General features: G+C 32.5%; 14 protein-coding genes. 13 read left to right on the plus strand and 1 reads right to left on the minus strand.

Annotated features, from left to right (window positions below; all coding sequences use genetic code 11):
- The first annotated feature begins 199 nt into the window (after positions 1-199).
- Both BLT70_RS00045 and BLT70_RS00050 read left to right on the plus strand, forming a co-directional pair.
- Entirely contained in the window at positions 200-1,744 is a 1,545-nt protein-coding gene (locus tag BLT70_RS00045; protein WP_231962761.1) for a sulfatase-like hydrolase/transferase, read from the plus strand.
- A gap of 19 nt (positions 1,745-1,763) precedes the next feature.
- On the plus strand, positions 1,764-3,134 hold the full coding sequence (locus tag BLT70_RS00050; RefSeq protein WP_091889809.1) for an alpha-L-fucosidase: 1,371 nt from the start codon (positions 1,764-1,766) through the stop codon (positions 3,132-3,134).
- Between the two features lie 105 nt (positions 3,135-3,239).
- On the opposite strand, the gene BLT70_RS00055 is transcribed toward BLT70_RS00050, so the two are convergent.
- The gene (locus BLT70_RS00055) at positions 3,240-4,547 is read right to left on the minus strand and encodes an NAD(P)/FAD-dependent oxidoreductase (protein WP_091889812.1); all 1,308 of its coding nucleotides are present in this window, start codon (positions 4,545-4,547) and stop codon (positions 3,240-3,242) included.
- Between the two features lie 512 nt (positions 4,548-5,059).
- Here BLT70_RS00055 and BLT70_RS00060 point away from each other — a divergent pair.
- The 11 genes from BLT70_RS00060 (at position 5,060) to BLT70_RS00110 (ending at position 25,258) form a co-directional block, all read left to right on the plus strand.
- Positions 5,060-6,145 (plus strand): glycoside hydrolase family protein, encoded by a 1,086-nt coding sequence (locus BLT70_RS00060; RefSeq protein WP_091889815.1) that lies wholly within the window; start codon positions 5,060-5,062, stop codon positions 6,143-6,145.
- Positions 6,146-6,214: 69 nt separating this feature from the next.
- Positions 6,215-8,299, plus strand: a complete 2,085-nt coding sequence (locus tag BLT70_RS00065; protein WP_091889818.1) for a Sip1-related alpha-galactosidase — start codon at positions 6,215-6,217, stop codon at positions 8,297-8,299.
- 133 nt (positions 8,300-8,432) lie between these two features.
- Positions 8,433-9,920, plus strand: a complete 1,488-nt coding sequence (locus tag BLT70_RS00070; protein ID WP_157691801.1) for a hypothetical protein — start codon at positions 8,433-8,435, stop codon at positions 9,918-9,920.
- Positions 9,921-10,032: 112 nt separating this feature from the next.
- On the plus strand, positions 10,033-11,883 hold the full coding sequence (locus BLT70_RS00075; RefSeq protein WP_091889824.1) for an alpha-L-fucosidase: 1,851 nt from the start codon (positions 10,033-10,035) through the stop codon (positions 11,881-11,883).
- Positions 11,884-11,887: 4 nt separating this feature from the next.
- Positions 11,888-14,353: a glycoside hydrolase N-terminal domain-containing protein gene (locus BLT70_RS00080; RefSeq protein WP_091889827.1), complete on the plus strand. Its 2,466-nt coding sequence runs from the start codon at positions 11,888-11,890 to the stop codon at positions 14,351-14,353.
- Between the two features lie 113 nt (positions 14,354-14,466).
- Complete coding sequence (locus BLT70_RS00085; RefSeq protein ID WP_091889830.1) at positions 14,467-15,519, plus strand: family 43 glycosylhydrolase; 1,053 nt, start codon at positions 14,467-14,469, stop codon at positions 15,517-15,519.
- 117 nt (positions 15,520-15,636) lie between these two features.
- The gene (locus tag BLT70_RS00090) at positions 15,637-18,216 is read left to right on the plus strand and encodes a GH116 family glycosyl-hydrolase (RefSeq protein WP_197678373.1); all 2,580 of its coding nucleotides are present in this window, start codon (positions 15,637-15,639) and stop codon (positions 18,214-18,216) included.
- 9 nt (positions 18,217-18,225) lie between these two features.
- Positions 18,226-19,806 (plus strand): sialate O-acetylesterase, encoded by a 1,581-nt coding sequence (locus BLT70_RS00095; RefSeq protein ID WP_197678374.1) that lies wholly within the window; start codon positions 18,226-18,228, stop codon positions 19,804-19,806.
- Between the two features lie 10 nt (positions 19,807-19,816).
- A complete protein-coding gene (locus tag BLT70_RS00100) occupies positions 19,817-21,073 on the plus strand; it encodes a DUF6786 family protein (protein WP_197678375.1) in 1,257 nt (418 codons plus the stop codon).
- Between the two features lie 12 nt (positions 21,074-21,085).
- Positions 21,086-22,552: a GDSL-type esterase/lipase family protein gene (locus tag BLT70_RS00105; RefSeq protein ID WP_091889833.1), complete on the plus strand. Its 1,467-nt coding sequence runs from the start codon at positions 21,086-21,088 to the stop codon at positions 22,550-22,552.
- 171 nt (positions 22,553-22,723) lie between these two features.
- Positions 22,724-25,258, plus strand: a complete 2,535-nt coding sequence (locus BLT70_RS00110) for a hypothetical protein (protein ID WP_157691802.1) — start codon at positions 22,724-22,726, stop codon at positions 25,256-25,258.
- Positions 25,259-25,285: the final 27 nt, after the last annotated feature.

Below are 25,285 nucleotides of genomic sequence, written 5' to 3' on the forward strand. Positions count from 1 at the left end.
TTACTTGAAATGTAAAAATATTTGTTTCGGAAGTATAACTTGTATCTTTGGGGAGAGGTTGTTAATTGATACCAAATAACTGAAAATTTACCAAGGGAAATAAAAAAATGTTAGAACCTAATTGGTAATCAAATAAATATTATTAAGAACGTGAAATAAAGAAATGAAGCCAAATATCCTAAAAATAAGTTTTCTGTTGATGTTGACATCTATTTACACAATAAATGCTCAAGAAAAAACAGCTGAAACCCCACCTAATATTGTTTTAATTTATGCAGATGATTTAGGCAAAGGTTTATTGAGCCATTATGGACAAAAAATCATAAAAACACCTCATATAGATCAATTAGCCCAAGAAGGAATTACTTTTGAAAATGCATATTCAGGTATGGTTTGCGCACCTTCAAGAGCTTCGTTACTATCAGGGTTGCGTGATTGTAATCCTACTAATTTTCAAATTTCCAAAGGAGCTTTTTATAAAAAAATAAGCAATGGTACCTACACCAATCAGCAAATTCAAGATAAATTAAATAAAGCATTAACGCCACCAAATAAAGATGCTGTTTTTTTAGGCGAAGTGGCTCAAAAACAAGGCTATGCAACTGGGCAATTCGGAAAATTAGAATGGGGATTCTCTACCTCACATCAGCAAATGATAAGACATGGTTGGGATGAGTATTACGGATATTTAGATCACGTAAGAGCACATGGTTTTTATCCTCCTTTTTTATTTAGAAATGGAGAGATGGAATATATTGAAGGAAATACACGTGCAGATTGTGGAAAAACAATAGAAAATGAAACTCCACAAAAATACAAGGAGCGTTGGAATATGGAAGGAAAGACGGTCTATTCTCAGCACTTGTTTATGAATAATGTATTAAACTTTATTACTAAAAATAAAGACAAACCTTTCTTTTTATATTTTCCTACACAATTGCCACATGGACCAGTTTCTATACCTGCTATTCATCCAGATTTTGCCAACAATAAGCAATTAACTTCAATAGAAAAAGAGTATGCTTCTATGGTAAAAATGTTAGATGATAATGTAGGAGAAATCATGGCGCATTTAAAAAACTTAGGTATTGATGAAAATACTTTGGTAATTTTTACATCAGACAACGGTCATGAAATTTATTATACGCAAGAAGGTCGTGTTTATAAGCCTTATAAAAATGTAAAAACAGGCAAACGTTTTGATGATTTAAATAACAAGTTTTATAGTGATTTAGGAGGAGATGTGTTTAACGGTAATGGAGGAAGAGCTGGGTTAAAAAAAAGCAATTTGCAAGGAGGCATTCAAGCACCTTTAATTGCAAGATGGCCTAAAAAAATAGCGAAAGGACAAACCAGTAATTTATTAGTTGCTAATTATGATTTTGTGTCAACTTTTGCCGATGTTACCGGATATAAAGGGAATTTTAAAACAGACGGATTGTCTTTTTATGATGAAATGATAGGGAAAGGTAACAAAAAAGAACATGATTTTGTAGCGTATGCTTCTTTTACAGGGCCTACAATTATAACCAAAGAAGGTTGGAAACTAAGATCACATTTACCTAAAAACGCTTTCGAATTATTTTATTTACCAGAGGATTATCGTGAAGAAAATGACCTGACTGACAAATATTCTAAAAAAGTAAACTTTCTTAAAGAAGAAATGCTAAAAGCCTGTAATGGAGATTTTAAAAATGGGGTATTTACATTTAACCAAAGCACTATTAGTATTGAAAAAAAGTAACATATTATAATTTAAAATCATGATAAAAAATCATCTTATTTTATTATTGACTGTAGCAATAAGTTTCTCTTCTTTTTCTCAAAAAAAAATTTGGGATGAAACAGAACAAGAGAAAGCAGAGCGTTTGGCTTGGTGGCAAGAAGCTAGATTCGGAATGTTTATTCATTGGGGATTATATGCACAACCCGCAAGACATGAGTGGGTAAAAAAACGAGAAGGTATTTCAGATGAAGACTATCAAAAGTATTTTGATGTATTTAATCCAGACTTATTTAACCCCAAAGAATGGGCTAAAAAAGCCAAAGCTGCCGGAATGAAATATGCCGTTATAACCACAAAACATCATGAAGGTTTTAGTATGTTTGATTCTGACTATTCTGATTACAACGTTACAAAAACCCCATATGGGAAAGATATTCTTAAAGAATGGGTAGACGCTTTTCGTGCCGAAGGTTTAGGTATTGGGTTTTATTATTCTTTAATCGATTGGCATCATCCAGACTTTACGATTGATAGTAGACATGTCATAAAAGCAAAAAATAAAAAAGAATACGAAAAGTTGAATAAAAATCGTGATATTGCCGTATATCGAAAATACCTTAAAAACCAAGTAAATGAATTACTGACTAATTATGGACAAGTAGATTTACTATGGTTAGATTTTTCGTATCCAGGAGAATTTGGAAAAGGTAGAGAAGATTGGGGTTCTGTAGAATTGATGAAAATGGTTCGTAAACTGCAACCAAAAATTTTGGTAAACGATCGATTAGATTTAAAAGAATATGCTGGTGGATGGGATTTTACAACTCCAGAGCAGTTTAAGGTAGAAAAATGGCCAGAAGTAGATGGTAAAAAAGTAGCTTGGGAAACTTGTCAAACTTTTTCGGGTTCTTGGGGATATTATCGTGATGAACATACTTGGAAAGACAACAAGCAATTATTAACTTTATTAATTGAATCTGTAAGTAAAGGAGGTAATGTTTTATTAAATGTTGGTCCAACTGCTAGAGGTACGTTTGATTATCGTGCTGATGAAGCTTTAGAAGATATGGGAGAGTGGATGAAGTACAATTCTAGAGCTATTTATAGTTGTACAGAAGCTCCTGAAGGGTTTGTTACTCCAGCTAATTCGTTACTTACGTATAACCCTAAAACAAATCGATTGTATGTGCATTTACTAGATTATCCTATTCAGAATTTTTTAATGAAAGGAATGAAAGGCAGAATAAAATATGCGCAGTTTTTACATGATGCATCAGAAATAAGAATAGGAAAAACACATGGAGCCTGGGGAAAAGAAGAAATGGAAGAAGGAGATATAAACTTAAAATTACCGGTTACGAAACCTAATTTAGAAATTCCTGTAATTGAAATATTTTTAAATGATTAATCTCGTATTATGTAAGGGAGAACAAAAACTACTGAGAAAATGCAATTAATTTAGATTTCAAAATAAACTAAAGCCTCTAAAATATAAGTTTTAGAGGCTTTAATTTTATAACTCAGAATTTGTTCTTACACGTCTAGAACTAACACTAAACCTTCTTATTATTAGCCTTGAAGCTTTATTGTAACTAGTATAATTGTATACCCAATTTAAAAAGACTACCAATCTATTTCTAAAACCTACTAAAGACATTAAATGAATAAACATCCAAATTAACCAAGCTATAAAATCACTAAATTGAAAATTCCATATATCTGCAACTGCTTTGTTTCTACCTATGGTTGCCATAGAGCCTTTGTCATTATATTTAAAAGGCTTAAGATTTGTTTTCCCTTTCAATATTTTACTAAAATTAGCTGAAAGTAATTTAGCTTGCTGTATTGCTGGTTGCGCCACTTGTGGATGACCATTAGGGTAAGATTCACTTTGCATTAAAGCAATATCTCCCAAAGCAAAAACATCTTCATACCCTTTTACTTTGTTAAATTCGTCTACATAGTAACGATTACTTCTAGAATTATAACTTGTTTCAGGAAATCCGTTTAATAAATTACCAGTTACACCAGCAGACCAAATTAAAGTTCTGGTTTTAAACTCTTTTCCGTCTTTGGTTTTAACTAATTCACCATCAAAATCTGTTACTATTGTATTGGTATGTATCTTTACACCTAATTTTTTTAACGCTTCTGTGGCTTTTTGAGAAGATTTTAAACTCATTGGAGGTAAAACTCTATCGGCGCCTTCTAAAATATGAATTTGCATTAGCTCTGGGTCTAAATCTGGAAAATCGGAAGGCAGAACACCTTGTCTAAATTCGGCAATTGCACCTGCTAATTCTACACCCGTTGGTCCAGCACCTACAATAACAAAGTTTAATAAGAATTTTTTGTCTTCGTTGGAAGCAACAATAGTACTCTTTTCAAAATTTTGTAAAATTAAACTACGTAAATTTAATGCTTGTGGAATTGTTTTCATCGGCATAGCATATTTTTTTATTTGCTTATTGCCAAAGAAATTTGTCTTTGTTCCTGTATTTATAATTAAATAATCATACGAGAGATCACCAATATCTGCTGTTAATATTTTATTTACAGGATCAACACTTTTAACATCTGCTAATCTAAAGTAAAAATTTTCTTGCCGTTTAATAAACATCCTAAGTGGATACACAATGGAGTCAGGCTCTATTCCACAAGTAGATACTTGATATAATAATGGTTGAAAAGCATGGTAATTATGCTTGTTTAACATTACTAATTGTATTGGCAATTTTCTTAATTTTTTTACCAGATTTAAACCTGCAAAACCACCACCAACTACCACTACTCTAGGTAAATCTACTTTTGGAATATTCATTTTTTATAAAAACTTTTTTTGTAGAGTAAAACTACAACAGTTATATTTAAAAACTATAAAAATTAATGTATAAATGAAATATTCTTTTTTAAAAATTGTCATGGATACACAAACCATGAAGTAGCATTACAATTATTCGTAGATGCTATTTGTACCCGATGAGAACTAAATTATTTTGGAAATTTAAAAGTGATTTTTTTACCAGCTTTTAAATCAAACGCGTTAAATGTTTCTTGTCAGTAGTAAACAAATAAAATAAGTTGGTTTATTGTGCCTGTCATGTTTGTAGTAAAAATGATGATTTTTTTAAAAAATAACCAATTTTATCTCTGATTTATTCTTTTGAACGCTTTTTTTTATTGATAAAGAGACATAATTACCCTATACTGTAATCAAAATGACCCCATCGTATAAAAAGAGAATAGGTATTTTTATATTTTAACTCTGTTTTATTAAAAAGTAATTGGAGGATATAAATTAAAAGCAAATTTCACATTACAAATAGAAAAAAAATGAAATTAAGACAACTAACCTTACTTATAACAATACTTGTATTTACATCTTGTAGCATCTTTCAAAAGAAGAAGAATGAGCAAACCGAAATTGTGTATTCAGATAATATAAAATATGAATATGTAGGTCGTGCTGCTGAAAATGAAGGAATGCATGTTTGGGGATCTTCGCCAATAAAAGGAAAAGATGGTAAAATACATTTATACGCTGCACAATGGCCCACAAATACACAGCCAAACTTTAATGGTTGGTATAAAGACTGTGAAATTGGTCATTATGTAGGAGATAAACCAGAAGGCCCTTTTAAGTATGTGGGTGTTGCGGTAGAGGATAAAAACGGTTTGTTTAATTCGCCACACAATCCAACAATTAGTAATATAGATGGTCAATATCAACTTTGTTTTATCGTAAATGAAAACGACGATTTAAAAACACAACGAATTGTAATGTTGGTTGCAGATGACTTAAATGATACTTGGAGACCCGCAAAAGGTGCTGAAGCAGATGGAACCATTTTACGTCAAACAAAAGACTCTTCGGTTTGGAATTATACAGCAAGATTAGGGGTTTCTAATCCTTCATTAATTAAGTACAAAGGCAAATATTATTTATATCATAAATCTGTTGTAAGAAAAGAACCTAAAGGATATGTATACTCTTACGGACTTATAGTTGCCGATAATGTAGAAGGACCTTATGTACACAATCCAATAAGAGTTACGGAAGAAAAAATGCCGCTTGAGGATGCTTATGCATTTACAATGAATGATTCTGTGTATATGATTAGTCGTGATTTTAGAGGTGCTTTAGGTAATAGAGGAGGTGGATTATTATGGAAATCTGCAGACGGATTATCTTTCCCAAAAGAAAACACAAAACGTGCTTACGAAGATTTACAACATTATGTAGGTAAAGAACATTTAAAAGATGCCGTTTCTTATAGAGGTAAAAAAGACGGACATTTAGAACGTGCACAACTTCTTTTTGAAAACGGGATACCTACTTATTTATACCTTGCTACAGGTGTGCAAACAAAATCTGGGTATGGAAGTAGTTCTCATGTGTTTAAAATTAGTTTTGAATAATAATGAAGAATCTTAATGGCTAACTGTTGTTAATCCATCAAAATCATTATTTTCATAAATAGAAATTGTATGAAACATATTCTTGGTATTCTTATTTTAACTCTCACATTAATCTCTTGTGAAGTTAAAAAAAGCGAATCTAATTTTAATGAAATTCCGAAGAAAATAGATTTAAAAACGTTTCCGAAGGAAGGATTAATAACTTTAGGTAAACAAGATTTAATTCCGAATACAGAAGGTATTATTGCGGATATTAAATTGGTTTTAGCACCTTTTGAAAAAGGAGTTTATTACCGTCCGTTTTCTAAAAAACTAGCTTCTGGAAATCGGGTAGAACCTATTTGGTTTGATCGTATTTCTGAGTTGAATAGTTATAAAAAAGAAAAACCAAGGTTTGATGGGTTTAAAGATTTAGGAAGTTTCTTAATGTTAAAAAATGCTTCAGGTAAATATCTTGTCTTATTGCCTGTAGTTTCTAATAAAATAGGAAATACTTTTGCAATTTATGACAATGAAATTTTTTTAAGAACAGCCACTTACGGTACTAAAACAGAACAGATAAGTGCTCCACTTTTAGCTTATGCGGAATCAGATAATCCTTATGAAGCAACACGTAAAGTTTGGGAATTGGCAAAAAATGCAGAAGGAGTAAAAGGCAACGTAAATTGGCGTTCAGATAAAACGTACCCAGAACCTTTTAAATATTTAGGTTGGTGTTCTTGGGAACATTTTAAGAAAGACATTAATGAAGAAATTATTTTAAAATCAATTTCTGATATTAAAAAGAGTGAAATTCCATTTAGATGGGTGTTGGTAGATGATGGTTATTTAGACCAAGAAAACTGGAAGTTATTGTCTTTTGGTACCGATAAAAATAAATTTCCAAACGGATGGAAACCTATTACAAGTCAGAAAGATGATAAAATAAAATGGATGGGAATTTGGAGAAATATGCAAGGATATATGCAAGGAATTTCACCAAACCATACCATGGATCATTTAAAAGACGATATTGTTAAAGTAAAGTATGGTAAAAGTGTAAAGTTTATGCCGAAGATTTCAGAAAAATCTGCGGATGCTTTTTATCATGAAATGACATCAGTAACAAAAAAAGCAGGTTTTGATATTATTAAAGTAGATTTTCAATCTGATAATTACTTTTATAACAAGGGGTCTGAAAATGCTATTTACGGAGTACATCTTAACAATACTGCTTTAGAAGAAAATTGTGTCGATGAAAACCTACATCTTTTAAACTGTATTGCACAGCAAAATTTTAATGTATTTAACCAAAGATACAGTAGTGTAATTCGTGGAAGTGTCGATTATAAAACCACTATGGATCGTACAGATATTACCATTGTACAAAATTTTACAAATGCTTTTTGGTTGGGGCATTTACATTGGCTTGACCAAGATATGTTTCATACAAGTTTTAAAGAAACAGCACGCTTAATGGCGGTTAGTAGAGCCATGTCTGGCGGACCAATATATTTATCTGACGAAACTACAAACATAGATGATACGTACTTAAAACCATTGATGTATAAGGATGGAGAAATTATTAGAACACTTGCACCAGGAGTTCCCTTGCCACAAAGTATGATGAAAGATCCGTATTTTGATGGTAAAGCATTTAGCGTAATTGCGCCTATAGAAAATAAATCTGCAGTTATTATGGCTGTTAATTTAAATCAGGGTGAAAAAGAAGTGAAAGCTTCTATTTCTCTAAAAGATTATCAGTTTGCAGGGAGTATGATACAACCTTATCAAGGACTTTGGAATGCTCCTAAAGAGGGAATTATTTTGTACGATCATGATGCAGGTTCCGCAAGTATTTTAAAAGATGATTATCAATTTACGTTAAGTTCAAGAAAAGAACGACTTTTTCAGTTGAGTCCAATTCAAAATGGTTGGTCGGTTATTGGTAATCCAGATAAATATTTATCTGCAGCTACTTATGATTTGTTAGAAACGAATAAAAAAAGTTTAAAAATTAAAATGAAAGAAGACGGACCAGTTTTATTATGGTCTAATGGAAAGATACCAATTTCAGAAAACTTTGAGTTTAAAAAGTTAAAGAATGGATTATGGCAAGGAGAATTGGTTAAACCGAACAGTAATAGTGCGTATTTAATTTTAATAGAGGAATAAAAAAATAACGAAAGCATAAATGTATAGATGCTAAATATGATTTTTTAACCAATAAGGATTACAGAGAGTTGGTGATGTTTGTAAAGTTTCAAATGATATACTTAATAACTTAAAGTTTGAAAAAATAATCAAAATGAGAACAGTATTATATAGATTGTATTTAATTAAGATGAATGCATTATTAGTTTTAATATTATTACTATTAGTGTCTTGTTCTACAGTAAATGAAACGAAAGGGCAGGAGGTATTAGAACAGAATATAGAAATAATTACTATAGATACCTCTGTAAGAACACATCCAGTTTCAAAAAATCCGGGAGGTGTTGTTTCTTGCTGGTTATTAGATTCAGATATTGAGCGTCCCAGAAAAACATCTTTTACGGATGCTATGAAAGAGATGAGTGTAAAATATATTCGTTTTCCTTACGGTCATTTAGCTGACAATTATTTATGGGATGCAGATAACGATTGGGGAAATACATTGACTCCAAAAATAGCTACTGCTTCTCAAGCTCCAGCTTCTTGGGATTGGGCTGTAAATCAGGCAACGGGTGAGTTTATAAAAGATATGGATTTTGACGAATACATTTCTATTTGTAATAATGTAGATGCAGAACCAATGGTGGTCGTTAATATTCTCTCTTATAAATATAAAAACGGACCTACATACCAACAATTAAAAGAATCTGCCATAGAATGGGTTCGATATGCCAATGTAACAAAAGGCTATAATGTAAAGCGCTGGGCTTTGGGGAATGAAGTAGATCATCATTCAGATTTAATTTCACAAGAAGAATACAAAGCACTTTATACAGATTTTGCCACTGCGATGAAAAATGTAGACCCTACAATTATGATTGGTCCTGGTTTGCTTGGTAATTGGCACGCTTCACTTTTAGCGCATGACCCTGATAATATTGATTTTATTTGTGTGCACAACTATTTATATAAATATGATTGGAGAAATCAAGATTACGAAGGATGGAAAAATGCTGATGATAATTTAATAAATAATGTAGAAAAATGCCAAAATGCTGTAAACAATTCTTCCATTCCCGATACGGAAATACATGTTACTGAAATGAATTCACGTCCTTGGAAGGACAAGTCAGATAGTGATGACATCTTTCGTGGGTTGGCCTACGGAGAAATGTTGTTGAATGCTTGCAGTTTTGAAGATGTAAAAGCCACATATGTTTGGAATACGCATGGACCATGGGAAGGACCAGAAAAGAATGCTCCATATAACATTCTTGATCTTGATAACAATAGAGAACCCAGAGGTGATGTTATTAAGATTATTAACGAAAATTTGTTAGATTATTTTGTGAAAGTTCCACGAGTAAATGGTTTTATAAGAGTCTATGCTAGTATTGACGAATCAAATGAAAATTTGAATATTTTTTTAATTAATAAAAATGATACATCAGAAGTTGTAAATCTGGAAACTTCAAAATTTAATTTACAATCAAACTATACAATAAAATCATTTTCAGGGAATCATCCTGAAGATAAATCTCCTGTATATTCAGAAGTAGCGTATAATGATTTAAATGATGCCATTTTAAAGGTTGAATTAGCTCCTGTTTCATTTAATGTAATTTCTGTGAAACTGAAATAAAATATCCTTATATAATTAAAAAAATGGTAAAATACTTTAAGTTTAAGAATTATAGTAAGGAAAATTGGTTCAATCTAATACTAATAGGACGTATTTAATTTTAATAAAATAAATGATCAAAAGCATAAAAAATATCATCATCTTTTTAATAACAATATCCTGTGTAGGGCAGGAGACTATAGATGCCTTGTTGTATCAAGGAGATCCATTAGAAAAATCTGCTTTTCTAAAAAAAGAGAATCCCTGGTTTGCACGCTATCAAGTTGGAGAATCGCCTGTAGTAGGATTTCCGGGAGAAACTAAGAATGAAAAAAAACAGCGAATGCAAAAATGGGTGGATGCTAAATATGGTCTTTTTATACATTGGGGTCCACAGCGTGCTGGTGGTGAATATGAAATTTCAAGTGAGGTTTCAAATGCATTTAATCCTGTAGATTTTAATGCCAAAGAATGGGTGTCTATAGCAAAACGTTTAGGTTTTAAATACATCGTTATTACAGCAAAGCATCATGCAGGTTTTTCTATGTTTGATTCTAAATTAACTGATTTTAATATAATTGAAAAAACTCCCTTTAAACGAGATCCTATAAAAGAATTGGCTATTGCTTGTACCGAAGAAAACATGCCGTTTGGAGTCTATTATTCTGTTTGGGATATACATCATCCAGATTATACAAAAAACATTGGTAGTAAGAATTATGTAAAATACCATGAATTTATGTTGGGGCAGGTGAAAGAATTATTAACCAATTATGGACCTATGATTAGTGTTTGGTTTGATGGTGAATGGGTAAATAGTTGGACGGTAGAACGCGCAACGGAATTTCGTGATTTAATTAGAGCGGTACAACCGAATACGGTAATTGCAAATCGTATTGGTCAACGAAGAAGAGGTGAAGGAGATCATCATTCTCCTGAGAATTTTTCTCCCTATATAGGAGCACAAAGTGAACCTTGGGAAACTTGTGCAAAGTTTGATGGTAGTTGGTTTTATAATGGAACCAATAAATCTGAGTCAGCAGATTGGGCACTTTACAATTTATGTTATGCCACTTCTAGAGGAGGAAATTTTTTAATGAATCTAGGTCCTACTCCTGAAGGAAAGTTTCTAGAAACTAGTGTAGAGAAATTAGAAAAGGTGGGAAATTGGCTTCAAATAAATAGAGAATCTATATATGGATCTGATAAAGGACCTCACTATTTATTAGAATGGGGAACTTGTACACAAAAAGGGAACACGCTGTATTATCAGGTTTTTGATTGGCCAAAGAATGGAGAATTACATATTCCAGGACTTAAAACAGCGGTGAAATCAGCAAGTTTTTTGGCAGATAAAGCGCACAAGTCAATAACAACCAATAGAGAAGGAAATGATGTTGTGGTAAAACTCCCGATTATACCACCTTATAAAATGGCGAATGTTATTAAAATAGAATTGATGGACACTCCTATTGTGGATAATGCAGCCAGAGCTTTAAAAAAGGAAATCAAAAAAAATCAAGCGATGAGGCAAGTTGCAGAAGGAAGCTATTTTTTACCTGCAGGTTTTGCGAACATTTATGGTGAAAAACTTCATTTTTATTATGGAACGGGATCTGGAGCTCAGCGAGAAAATTTAAAAGGTTGGACAGAAGAATCAGATTATGTAACATGGGATTTATTAGTCGAAAAAAACGGAAAGTATAATTTAGAAATAACCTATGCTAGTTTGGTAGCAGGAGGTGCTTTTGAATTGTTTATCGCAGGACAAAATTTTAAGCATACTGTAAAAGAAGTTGAATACAATCCAAAGGCTAAAAAATCACCATTAAGAGTAGATTATAAAACATTTACGCTTGGGGAAGTAGTATTAAAATCAGGACGTTATCAGTTAGTTATAAAACCAATTGAAATAAGCGAAGAAGCTAAAAAACTACATCAAGGATTAATGATGTTAAGAGATGTAACTCTAGTGCCAAACTAAAAAAATGAGAAACAGTATATTCATATTTGTTATATTTTTTTCAGTACAAATCAATGCTCAGTTTTTATTGAGTTATGATAAGCCTGCAAGTCCGTTTACAAAAGAACAAAGACAAGATTACCGAAAAAATGGATATATGCAAGAAGCGTTACCTCTTGGAAATGGACGCTTGGGAGCCATGTTTTCTGGAGGAATCGCACAAGAGCATATCATGATGAATGAAATTACCTTGTGGATGAACAGCAAACGTGGTTTAGATTCGGTTGCGCAATCTGGGGTAAGAATAGGAGCGCATAAAAATTTCCATAAAGTAAGAAAAGCATACGAAGAAGAAAATTATGGTACTGGCGAAAATAGTATGGAAGCCATGGCCACAAAATATCTAAGTAGTCAAGAACCATTGGGAAATTATGCACCTTTTACAGATGTGTTTATTGCAACAGGTCATCAACCGAAAGATATTCGTAATTACAGTCGTACTTTAGATATACATACAGGTGTGGGAATGGTAAATTACACTATTGGAAAGGCTCAATATACTCGCGAGTATTTTTCTAGTTACCCAAATGATGTGGTAGTTGTTCGTTATACTTCCAAAAAAGGGAAAATGAATCTTACTATTCACGTAAGCTCTTTGCATAAAATTACCAACTTAGAAGCAAAAGGAAATGAGATTTTATTACAAGGAGAAGCTGCTATGCAGAAAGATCCTGTAGAGTTTATGCAAAGAATTTTTGTAGATGCCGGAAAAGCAAGAGTTATTGCTCAAAAAGATGGTTCCTTAAGTATAAAGAATGCTTCGGATGTTAAAATTTATGTATCTGCTTATACAGATTATCTGCCTGTTTATCCAACGTTTAAAGGACGTGATTATGTAGCAGATTCTAAGAAAACAATAAAAGATGCTATTGCTGTTGCGTATAAAAAACTAAAAAAGAGTCATCAAAAAGATGTTTCAAGTCTGATGGATCGTTGTCAGTTTAATTTGGACTATATACCATCGGGCCAAACAACAGATAAACTGATTCAACAAGGTTCTAGCATAGAATTAGAAAATCTATATTTTAACTATGCGCGTTATTTACAAATAAGTTCTTCACGTACAGCAGCAGTACCTTCTAATTTGCAAGGTTTATGGAATGGGCATTTAAAACCAGCTTGGAATGCTGACTATCATACAGACATTAATCTAGCCATGAACTATTGGATGGTAGAAACCGCAAATCTTCCTATTTCTTTTTCGCCTTATGTAGCGTATCTAAAAATAATTGCAGCATCTGGAAAACATACGGCAAAAGAATCTTTTGGTATAGAAAAAGGTTGGAGCATGGGGCTTAATGGAAATGTATTTGGATTCACAGCTCCAAACGAACATGGTAGAAGAATGCAGCAATCGGGAGCGTGGTTGTGTCAAAATTTATTTGAACATTATGCTTTTAGTAAAGACAAAAAATACCTAGAAGAAATTTATCCAATTTTAAAAGGAGCTGCCGAGTTTTATGTAACATTTTTAGCTCCATGGAAAGATGGTTCATTGGTGGTATATCCTACTTGGTCTCCAGAAAATGCTTACTTGGTAAAAGAATTTGGAAAACTAAATAAACAAGCTTATGGTGCTTCTTTTGAGCAACAATTGGTCTTAAATTTATTTACAGATTACATAGAAGCATCTGTGGTTTTAAATAGAGATGAAGCTTTTAGAAAAACAATACAAGAAACAATTCCTAAATTGAGTCCTCAAAAAATAGGACAATACGGTCAGGTACAAGAATGGCCAGAAGATTGGGATAGTCCAACGGATCATCACCGACATATTTCGCATTTAATAGCCTTACATCCTGGACGAGATTTTTCTCCTTTAACAACTCCAGAATTATCTAATGCAGCATTGGTAACAATGAAACATAGAGGAGATATTTCTACAGGTTGGAGTACGGCTTGGAAAACCAATTTTTGGGCAAGATTGCACAATGGAGATAAAGCCTATCAGTTTTATCAGTTTTTAACGGCTAAAAGAACGTATGCTAATTTGTTCGATTTTCACCCTCCTTTTCAAATTGATGGAAATTTTGGAGGAACAGCTGGAGTATGTGAAATGTTATTACAAAGTCATATAAGAAGTGTAAATAATGACGCTGAAAACATTCAGGAGGCAGCTTTTGTTGCTTATCAAAATAATTCAGAAAATAAGAAACATTTTATACCGGTAATTCCACAAAAATCCATCGCAAATGCCCCTTATATATTGCACTTATTACCTGCTTTACCATCAGCATGGTCTAAAGGGAGTGTGAAAGGTTTAAGAGCTCGTGGAGGTTTAGAGGTAGATTTAGAATGGAATAAAGATGAATTAGTAAAAGCGACTATTCATGCCAAAACAAATGGGTTGTTTAGAGTTTATAGTGAAGGAAAATTAAGTAAACTATTGAGTCTTAAAAAAGGAGAGTCAATGGTTTGGAGAAGCAATTAAAACTAATAAATAATGAATACCAAGTTTTTTGTTGCTAGTGTTTTTGCAAACATCAAAATGAATATTAAATAAGCAATACAAGAAAATCAATAAATATTAAAGCAATACCTAAAATGAAGCACAATATAAAAATGACATGTTTTTATGTGTCAATGGCAATACTAACAATAGTATCAGTTATTGCATGTGGCAATAAAAAACTGAATAAATCAGCAACAAAAACAGAGGTTTCTCAAGAGATAAAGACTGATAAAAAAATAAGTTTTTCATACTCAGAAGTAAAAGGAATTGGAAAAGATACTGTTTACAACAGAAGAGACCCGAGTGATATTATTAAAGTTGGAAACAAATATTACATCTGGTACACGCGTATGGACAAGCCTGTAAGGTCTGGTTATTGGGGAACTATTTGGTACGCAACTTCAGAAGATGAAGGACATACTTGGCAAGAACAAGGCTTGGCATTAGGATTAGGTGCTGAGGGAACCTTTGATAGCCATTCGGTTTTTACGCCAAATATTTTAGCGTTTAAAGGAAAGTATTATATGTATTACACAGGAGTTCAGCCAACACCTGGTAATTTAAAAAAGGAGTTTGAAGGTAACAGTACAACTGATTTTACGGCAATAGGTGTTGCTGTTGCCGATAGTCCAGAAGGACCTTTTATAAGACCTGAAAAGAATATTGTAATTGCGCATAGTGATGTGCCTTCTGATTTTGATAGTTATAGAGTAGATGATGCGAGTATGTTAATAAAGGAAGGTAAAATATGGTTGTACTATAAAGGTAGATGTATAGAACATGGAAAAGATGGACCAAAACATACACAGATGGGAGTGGCTATCGCAGAAAACCCTATAGGACCTTTTCAGAAATATGCTAAACCTTTGATAAGAAAAGGACATGAAGTATTAATTTGGAATCATAATGATGGCGTTGCTTCTTTAACATCGTTAAGTAAATCTATTTATTGGGCAAAAGATGGTTTAGAATTTAATTCTACAGCAGAGAATTTAAAAAAGATTCCTATGGCTCCAGGTTTGTACAGACCACATTTAGAAGATGGAAATAGAACGAATGAGGCTCCTGGTTGGGGTATTTCTATGAGACAAAGTAAAGGTGAAGCCCATTTATTACGATATGAAATACACAATATGGTACAATAGTTTCTATAAGAGATACCTCAATGAAATAAATTTTTTGACGGAAAAGTTAATCGGTTTTTAAGTAACTAAAGACCTTTGTTAAACAATGAACATAACGAATACTTATACAACTAATAAATGAAAAATATAAAAACCATTTATCCCTTAGCAATCTTACTTTTTGTATTTGCTTATGCGAATGCTCAGCAAAACCAATGGCCAACATTTAAAAGCTATACAGGAGAATATTTAAAACGTGTTGCTATGCCTGTTGGAGGTATTGGTACAGGTACAGTTTCATTAACAGGAAACGGTGCAATACAAAATTGGGAAATCATGAGTTTTCCTGCAAAGGGATTTAATGCAATAATACCTAAAGGACCACCATCTAACCGATCTGCTTTTTTTGCAATCAATATTCAAGAAGAAGGAAAAAAAGCACAAGCAGTACTTTTAGAAGGACCCATGTCAGATCGTTATTATGAAGGAGAAAGAGGAGCTATTGGAGCTAACCATGGTTTGCCTCGTTTTGCAGAAGCTACTTTTAAAACGGCTTATCCTTTTGGGCAAGTATTTTTAAAGGATAAAGATTTGCCAGTTGCTGTAACGGTTGGTGCTTTTAATCCACTTATTCCTGGAAATGTAGATGACAGTAGCATTCCAACAGCGATTCTTAGCTATAAAGTAAAAAACACTTCAAATAAATCGATTACAGTTTCTTTAGCTGGTACTGTTCAGAATATTATTGGTTTTGATGGAACTAGAGGTAAAACCATCAAAAATATAAACACCTTTAAAGATCAAGATGGTTTAAAGGGAATTCATTATACTTCAAATGGGGTTGATAAAAACAGCTACCAATGGGGGACTTTTAGTTTGGCAACCAATAGTAAAGAACAAATTTCGTATCGTACCAACTGGATTCCTCAAAAATGGGGAGATACAACCTTAGATTTTTGGGATGATTTTACAGATGATGGTTTGCTAGAAGAACGACCAAGTTTTAATGCAGATGCTCCTGTAGGTTCTCTTGCTGTGAAAACTGTTTTGGCTCCTGGTGAAGAAAAAGACATTCGTTTTTTTATCACTTGGCATTTTCCAAATCGTCCAGCTTGGAGAAATCAAAAAGTAAATGTAGGTAACTTTTATGCGAGTAAATATAAAGATTCTTGGGATGTAGCAAAACAAATCGTAACCAGATTAGCAGCATTAGAAAAAGGTACAGAAACGTTTGTAAATACATTTTTAGCAAGTGATATTCCTCAAATTACAAAAGAAGCTTCACTTTTTAATTTAGCACATTTAAGAACTCAGTTAGGTTTTAGAACTAAAGAAGGTCATTTTTTAGGTTGGGAAGGCACTGCAGATAATGTAGGTAGAGGATTGGGAACATGCACACATGTTTGGAATTACGATCAAACCACACCTTTTCTTTTTGGTGAAATAGCACAAACTATGAGAGATACAGAGTTTGGTTATGCTACGACTGATGAAGGATTGATGAGTTTTAGAATAGAACTTCCACTAAGTACATCTGCACAAAAACATGGTGTAGCTGCTGCAGATGGACAAATGGGAAGTATTATGCAGTTTTATAGAGAGTGGCAACTTTCTGGTGATGATGCTTTCTTAAAAAAGCATTGGCCAATGGTAAAAAAAGCCTTAGAATTTAGTTGGATTAAGGGTGGATGGGATGCTAATAAAGATGGTGTTATGGAAGGTTCTCAGCACAATACTATGGATGTAGAATATTTTGGGCCAAACCCTCAAATGGGATTTTGGTATTTGGGTGCATTAAAAGCATCAGAAAAAATGGCAAAACATTTGGGAGAAAAATCTTTTGCTAAAACTTGTAAAAAATTGTACGAAAATGGTTCTAAGTGGATGGATGAGAATTTATTTAATGGCGAATATTACGAACAGCTTATACAGCCACCTATGGTGCAAGAAAATTTAGCCAAAGGTTTAATGATGGGGATGGGGACCAAAGATTTAACAACACCAGATTATCAATTAGGAAAAGGTGTTTTGGTAGATCAATTGGTTGGTCAGGTTATGGCGCACATCTTAGATTTTGGTTATTTAGCTAAAGAAGAAAATATTAAGAAAACCAATAAGGCAGTTATAAAATACAACCACAAAGAAAATATGTCTAAGCATGCTAATTTTATGCGTTCGTATGCTTTAGGTGATGAATCTGCGTTGTTAATGGCAGCGTATCCAGGAGAACGTCCAGACAAACCTTTTCCTTATTTTACAGAGGTAATGACAGGTTTTGAGTACACAGCAGCGGTAAGTATGTTGTATGAAAATCAAAATGAAATAGGACTTAAAACCATGCAAGATGTAAGAGATCGTTACGATGGTAAAAAAAGAAGTCCGTTTAACGAAGCGGAATTTGGTAATCATTATGCGAGAAGTATGATGGCTTGGGGAAGTGTTTTGGCTACCACTGGTTTTCATTATTCAGCAGTAGATCAATCTATAAATTTTACGGCAAAACCAGGGACTTATTTCTGGTCTAACGGTTATCAGTACGGAAAAGTAACAATCTCAGATGATGGTAAATCAAAAAAAGCAGTATTTACTGTATTAAATGGTTCTGTAAAACTGAAATCTTTTACTTTAAATGATTTCGGAACTGTTTCTTTTAGAAAAGTAAAAACAGTCGATGAAAATACATCAGAAACTTTTATGATTAAAAACAACCTTAAATAATTTAAAGTAATGAAAAGAGCATTCAGAGTTTGCAATATTTCCATTCGTTTTGTTGGGTTTCTATTCTTGTTATCTATAGGAGTTGGTAGTTTTGCACAAACAACAGCAATGGGTAAATCAACAAATAATATTCCTTTTCAATTAGGTTCCCTTTTTAAAGACCACATGGTTTTGCAGCGCGATGTGCCAATTCCCGTTTGGGGAAAAGCAACAGCCGGAACAACGGTTACCGTTAAATTTGCAAATTCTAAAAAACAAACTATTGCAGATTCTAATGGTAAATGGAGCGTAAAATTAGATGCTTTAAAAGCAAGTTTCGATTCTAAAACCATGTTAGTATCATCTTCGATGGATAAAAAAACGATAAAAATATCGGATGTTTTAGTAGGTGAAGTTTGGATTTGTTCTGGGCAATCGAACATGCAATTTTCTGTAAATGGAGCTCCAGAAGTAAAGAAATTAATTCCATCAGCAAAAAATATAAGAAGTTTTAAAGTAAAAAACACGGTGGCATTAGAACCTCAAGATACTTGCGAAGGTACTTGGGAAGTAAATTATCCTAATAGTGCAGTGGCATTTTCATTCGCTTATTTTTTAGAAAAATCTGCCAACGTTCCTGTAGGTATTATTTTAACTGCTTGGGGAAGTTCATCTTTAGAAGCTTGGATGCCTAAAGATATGGTAGAAACGGTGCCGCATTTTAAAACAATGATGGAGGAGTTTGATGCAGATGACAAAACGAAGAACAGAATAACGGCTATTTTAAATGGGAAAAAACCTTGGGGAAAAGAAGATGATATTTTTTTAAGAAGACAATCTAATATATTGTATAATGCTATGATGCATCCATTAATGCCATATGCTTGTAAGGGTATCGTTTGGTATCAAGGAGAACGAAATACGCAATCTATGCATGGAATGATAAAAGAACCTTGGTTTTCTAGAAATTCTGGAATGTTAAAATATGGCGATGTTTTAAAAGAATGGGTAAAACGTTATAGAAAAGGTTGGGACAATGATGACTTACATTTTTTAGTGGTGATGTTGCCTGGTTATGGAAAAGAATTAAAAACGGATAAAAATATAGCAGCAAATACGCCCAATGCACATTCTTGGGCTTGGATGCGAGAATCTCAATTAAAAGTTCTTGAATTACCTCATACTTCTGTTGCAAATATCATTGACCTTGGTGATTACAAAAACATACATCCTAAAGATAAATTACCGGTTGGTAAACGATTAGCTTTGTTAGCTCGTAAAGATGTTTTAGGAGAAAAAATAACAGCTTTAGGACCTACCTTAAAAAAAGTAAAAATTAAAAAGAACACAGTAATAGTACGTTTTAAAAATGCAAAAAAATTAAAAACAACTGATGGTAAAAGTCCAACAGGATTTTGGTTGGCAGATGAAGCGAATCGTTGGTTTCCTGCGAAAGCAACAATTAAAGGAAAAAGAGTCATTTTAACTTCTTCTAGTTTAGAAAATCCTTTATATGTTAGGTATGCCTTTACAGGTAAACCTGATGTGAATCTAGAAAATGAAGCAAATTTACCCGCTTATCCTTTTAGAACAGATTCGTTTAAACCATAATTGTGTCTGTATGAAAAATAGAATAGTAGTTGTATCAATTTTTATAGTAACAGTATTTGTCATGAGTTGTAAAAACAACAAAAAAGAGGAGATTCTAAAAACATCAGAAATTGTAAAATTTAATACTTATCATAAGGATGTAACTTTTATGAAAGATTACACATCAATTATTGAGTTGTCTGATGCTTCTGGAAAGTCAAAAGTAGCAATAGCTGCCGCTCTTCAAGGGCGCGTAATGACGAGTTCTGCTTTTGGAAATGAAGGTAGAAGCTATGGTTGGATTAACAAGGAACTTTTTAAATCAAAAGATACTTTAGAACACATTAATGTTTTTGGTGGTGAAGAGCGTTTTTGGTTGGGGCCAGAAGGCGGACAATATTCCATTTTTTTTAAAAAAGGAGATGAGTTTACTTTAGAAAATTGGTACACACCAAGATTGATTGATTTAGAACATTTTGATGTAGAAAAACAATCGACAAGCAATGTTGTGTTTACAAAAAAAGCTTCTTTAAAAAATTATTCAGGTTTTCAGTTTGATATGGGTATTGAACGTGAAATTTCTATTTTATCAAAAGAAGCGATTTCACAAGAACTTGGTATCTATGCACTTGGAAATAATATTAAAGCTGTTGCCTACCAAACTAAAAATACACTTACTAATTTAGGTGATGCTGATTGGAAAAAAGAAACAGGATTACTTTCTATTTGGTTGTTGGGTATGTATAACCATTCCCCAAATACAACGATTATGATTCCTTATATTTCAGGAGAAGTTTCAGAATTAGGAATTCCTGTAAATGACACTTATTTTGGTAAAGTACCAGCAGATCGCTTGGTTGTTAAGGATGCTATTATTTACTTTAGTGGAGACGGAAAATACAGAAGTAAAATAGGCTTGTCTCCAATGAGAGCAAAAGATGTTGCAGGTTCTTACGACTCTAAAAACGGAATTTTAACCATTGTAAAATACAACAAACCAGAAAAAGTAACCGATTATGTAAACTCTATGTGGGAAATTCAAGACGAACCTTTTGCAGGAGATGTAATTAACGCTTATAATGATGGAGAACCAAGTCCGGGAGAAAAACCATTAGGGCCTTTTTACGAATTAGAAACATCTTCATCAGCAATGTCTTTAAAGGTCGGAGAAAGTGGAACACATATACAATTAACCTGTCATTTAGAAGGAAGTGAAGAGGATCTAAATCCGATTATAAAAAAAGTGTTTGGGGTAAACTCAAGTGCTATAAAAAATGCATTCAAATAAATAAAATACAAAATGAAATCTAAATACATTGTAATTATTCTTTTATTATTAATTGGTTCAATTTTTACAGTAAGAGCGCAAGATATTTCTCCTGATAGTAAAATTTTATACAAAGTAATTGATGGAGATAGTTTATATCTGCATGTTTTTAAGCCTAAATTATCTAAGAAACCAACCGCGGCAATTGTTTTCTTTTTTGGAGGAGGTTGGACAGGTGGAAATCCGAAACAATTTTATCAGCAAAGTGAATATTTTGCGTCAAGAGGTATTTTAGCAATTTCTGCAGAATATAGAATAAAAAAGACACACGGCACTTCTCCTTTTGAGTGTGTAGAAGATGGAAAATCTGCTATTCGTTGGGTTCGTGAAAATGCAAAAGAATTAAATATAAATCCCAACAAAATTGTTGCAAGTGGAGGTTCTGCCGGTGGTCATGTTGCATTAACTACAGCGGTAATAAATGGTTTTGAAAATACTACTGAGAATTTATCAGTAAGTTCTGTTCCTAACGCAGTAGTTGCTTATAATCCTGTTTCAGATACTACAGAAAAGGGTTATGGTCATGAAAAAGTGGTAGGTAGAGAAACAGAAATTTCACCAACGCATCAGGTGAAAAAAAATATGCCACCAATGTTAATTTTTCATGGAACAAAAGATAAAACGGTGCCTTTTGAAAATGCAGAACGTTTTACTAGATTGATGAAAGAAGCAGGTAATGAATGTGAATTGGTTGCGATTAAAGATGCTGATCATGGATTTTTTAATGGCGATTTTTTTAGAAAAGGAGCGGGTAATAAATACTTCAATTTAACAGCTTATAAAACAGATGTATTTTTAAAAAATCTAGGTTTCTTAAAAGGAAAACCAACCCTTTCAGAAAACATACAAAAGGTGGCTTGTGTTGGAGACAGTAATACTGAAGCAACATATCCGAAATTTTTACAAGAAAAACTGGGCAACAAGTACGAAGTAAAAAACTTTGGTAGAGGTGGCGCAACATTACTTGATGGCACAAATCATCCTTATTTTAAAAAGGAGGAATATAAAAATTCATTAAAATTTACGCCAGATGTTGTTTTAATTATGTTTGGTACAAACGACGCTAATGCAAAGTGGTGTTTAGATGAAAATAGAAAAACGGAGTTTAAAGGAACATATCAAGAAGAGTTTAAAAGTCAATATATAAAATTGATAAACGCTTATAAACGTAAAAATGAAAATGCAGAAATATACGTATTAACTCCGTTGCCAATTTACGAACATAAAAAAAGTAGAGATCCTAAAGTTAAAGAGCGTATAGAACATTTATATGATTGGGTAATTCCTACAATTAGAGAAGTTGCTGAAAAGGAAAATGTTGAACTTTTAGATGTAAATAAACTAATGAAAAAAGCCTATAAATATACGGTTGATGGTGTTCATCTTACCGAAAAAGGGTATGAAGTTTTAGCCAAAAAAATAGCCAAAAAAATTAAATAATACATTTTTCTGTTTTACAAGACAATTTAAAAAAGAGTTTCAAGGCGCTAAGTTTGTATCGTCCGAATTTAGAAAATGAAGTTACAAGTTAAGGTACCTCAATGATATAAAAGAAAGGATTTACATATTTCATTCGTATTGAAATAAAAAATATTTGAAATAATTATATAAATGAAAAACATCATAAATAGTATTTTATTGTTTGTTTTTATGAGTTCTTGGGCTCAAAAAGAACTACCAACATTAAATTTTAATTTAGAAACCGCTTCCGTAAGTTCGCAAGGAGATAAACTCATTGTAAATACAGGTAAAGTAGAGAGAATCTGGAAATTAACAAACACAGGTTTAATAACCAATGCCTTTAAAAATAGATTAACAGGAGAAGTTTATATAGAGAATAACAACGAGTTAAATGCAGATTGGAGTTATTATGGGTTGATTGATAATAATACAAAAGGAAATCTGATTAATTTAACAGCCAGTCAATCAAATGACGAAAATTTTACGTCCGAACATATAGAAGTAATTGCTGAGTTTGAATACCCATCAATAGAAACATCAATTAAATATGTTATTTGGGCATATCCAAATGCTACAGGGATTCGTACACAGTTATTTATTAAAGGAGAAGCAGAAAAGTATATTAAAAACTCGGATGCAAAATTAAGAGAAGATATTGTTTTTGATGTTGTTTTAGGAAAAAATAAAAACAATTATGCTGCAGGTGAAGTTGCCGAAAGATATATAACAACAACTATTTTAGATAAAAAATCTGTTCAATTACATGCCAAAGGGTTGGATAGTAAAAAGAAATACAAACTAGGTTTTACTTGGTGGGATTTTGAAGGGAAAGGAATAAGACAAAAAGTAAGAGTTACCAGTGTTGATGGAGAAATAAACAAAGAAGTAGTTGCAAATGTAAAATTACCAGACTATAAAAATAGCAAAGATTTATTTGAAACAGTTTTGGTAGATTTACCTTCGGAAGCCTTGTTAGACGGCACTTGTCGTATCTTTTTTGATAAAATTGATGGTGAAGTAGCTAAAGTTGCAGAAGTTTTTATTTATGAAGAAACACAAAAAATAATAACAATAACAAATGGCCTAGCGAAACGTGTTGATGCACTTAGAAAAGCATCTCCAGAAAATTATAGTTTGATTGGGTATTTTGATTGTGGTGAAGAAATTCAAGGCGAAAAAATGCTTGCCACTGGTAGAGTAGATGGTTTACCAATAAATACAGAAGGTACAACTCGTACCCATATTGGTTATTATAATGATACTCAACACAGAAATAAAAGAGAAACTCCAATCATAAAAGAAGCTACTTTTAACGAAAGTATTGAAACGGAAGAAAAAGTAAATTGGAGTAATATTATACGTGTCGACAAAGATGGTAAAGGTGTTTTAATGGTAAAAGAATCACATAAATGTGCCAACCAATACGGTGTGGATACAGGAGAATTTATCGTTACTAAAAAGGGCATTCAAAATACAGGAACGGCTTTGTTTCCTTCTGAAATAAATTCGGAAGAATATAAATGGTGTTGGGCTTCTTGGGCTATTGCGTATGTAGGAGGACAAGAAGGAAGCGATCTGGCATTAAAAGAATTTGATCGTTTACGTTATCCGGTAGATCCTACAAGAGATATTTATTTACAAGCAAACACTTGGGGTTCAGGTAGAAATAAAGAGGCTTCGCAAGAAGCTAATATTTTAGTAGAATTAGAATCTCAGGCAGATTTAGGAATCGATATTCAACAAATAGATGATGGTTGGCAAACTAAAAATTGGTTGTTAAGAACAGATTGGTATCCCGAAGGATGGAAAAATGTAATAAAAAAATCGGAAGAAACTGGCGTGCAAATTGGTTTGTGGGCTGCAGCAATGCCTGTAACGTATGAAGCTCTAAAACAACAATATGACACGGCTGGTTTTGTAACGTATAAATTAGATTTTGCCCGTTTAGGAAACCATGAAAACATGGATAAATTAATTGGAAAAGTTAGAAAATTTATTAAATATACCAATCATAAAGTGCGTGTTAATTGGGATTTAACCGAAAATGCGCCACGTTTTGGATTTTTTTGGGCTAGAGAATACGGTTGTATTTATTTAGAAAATAGAAAACCAGACAAACCAGAAAATGTGGTTTATATTCCTTATTTAGTATTGCGAGATATTTGGCATGTTGCTAAGTATACTAATATTAATAAGTTTCAAACCTCTATTCAAAATGTAGGAATGACCAACAGAAAGGTAAGTGATGCTTATCTTCATAATGATCCGTATGCTGTTGCTATAGGATTGGTAGGAACACCGTTGTTTTTTCAGGAAACACATAATTATTCTCAAGAATCTAGAGATCAAATAAAACCCTTATTGGCTACGTATAAAAAGTATAGAGATGAGATGTATGATAGCTATGTTTTTGCAATAGGAAGCGAACCAAATAATGCTAATTGGTCTGGATTTCAATGGTATAGTTTAGAAAAAAAATCAGGATATTTAATGGTCTTTAGAGAACTAAATAATAAAGAAGTTGAACAAAAAATACCACTACATTTTTTAAAGAATAAAAGGCTAACTTTAACTAATTTAGAAACGGGTGTTTCAACGGAAAAAACCGTTGGCAATAATGGTGCGTTGAATTTTAAAATAAACAATCCTGCTGGGTATCAATTTATAAAATATAGTTATGAGTAATAATAAATATTATTCTGTATAAATCAA

Source organism: Polaribacter sp. KT25b, assembly GCF_900105145.1.
Taxonomy (GTDB): domain Bacteria; phylum Bacteroidota; class Bacteroidia; order Flavobacteriales; family Flavobacteriaceae; genus Polaribacter.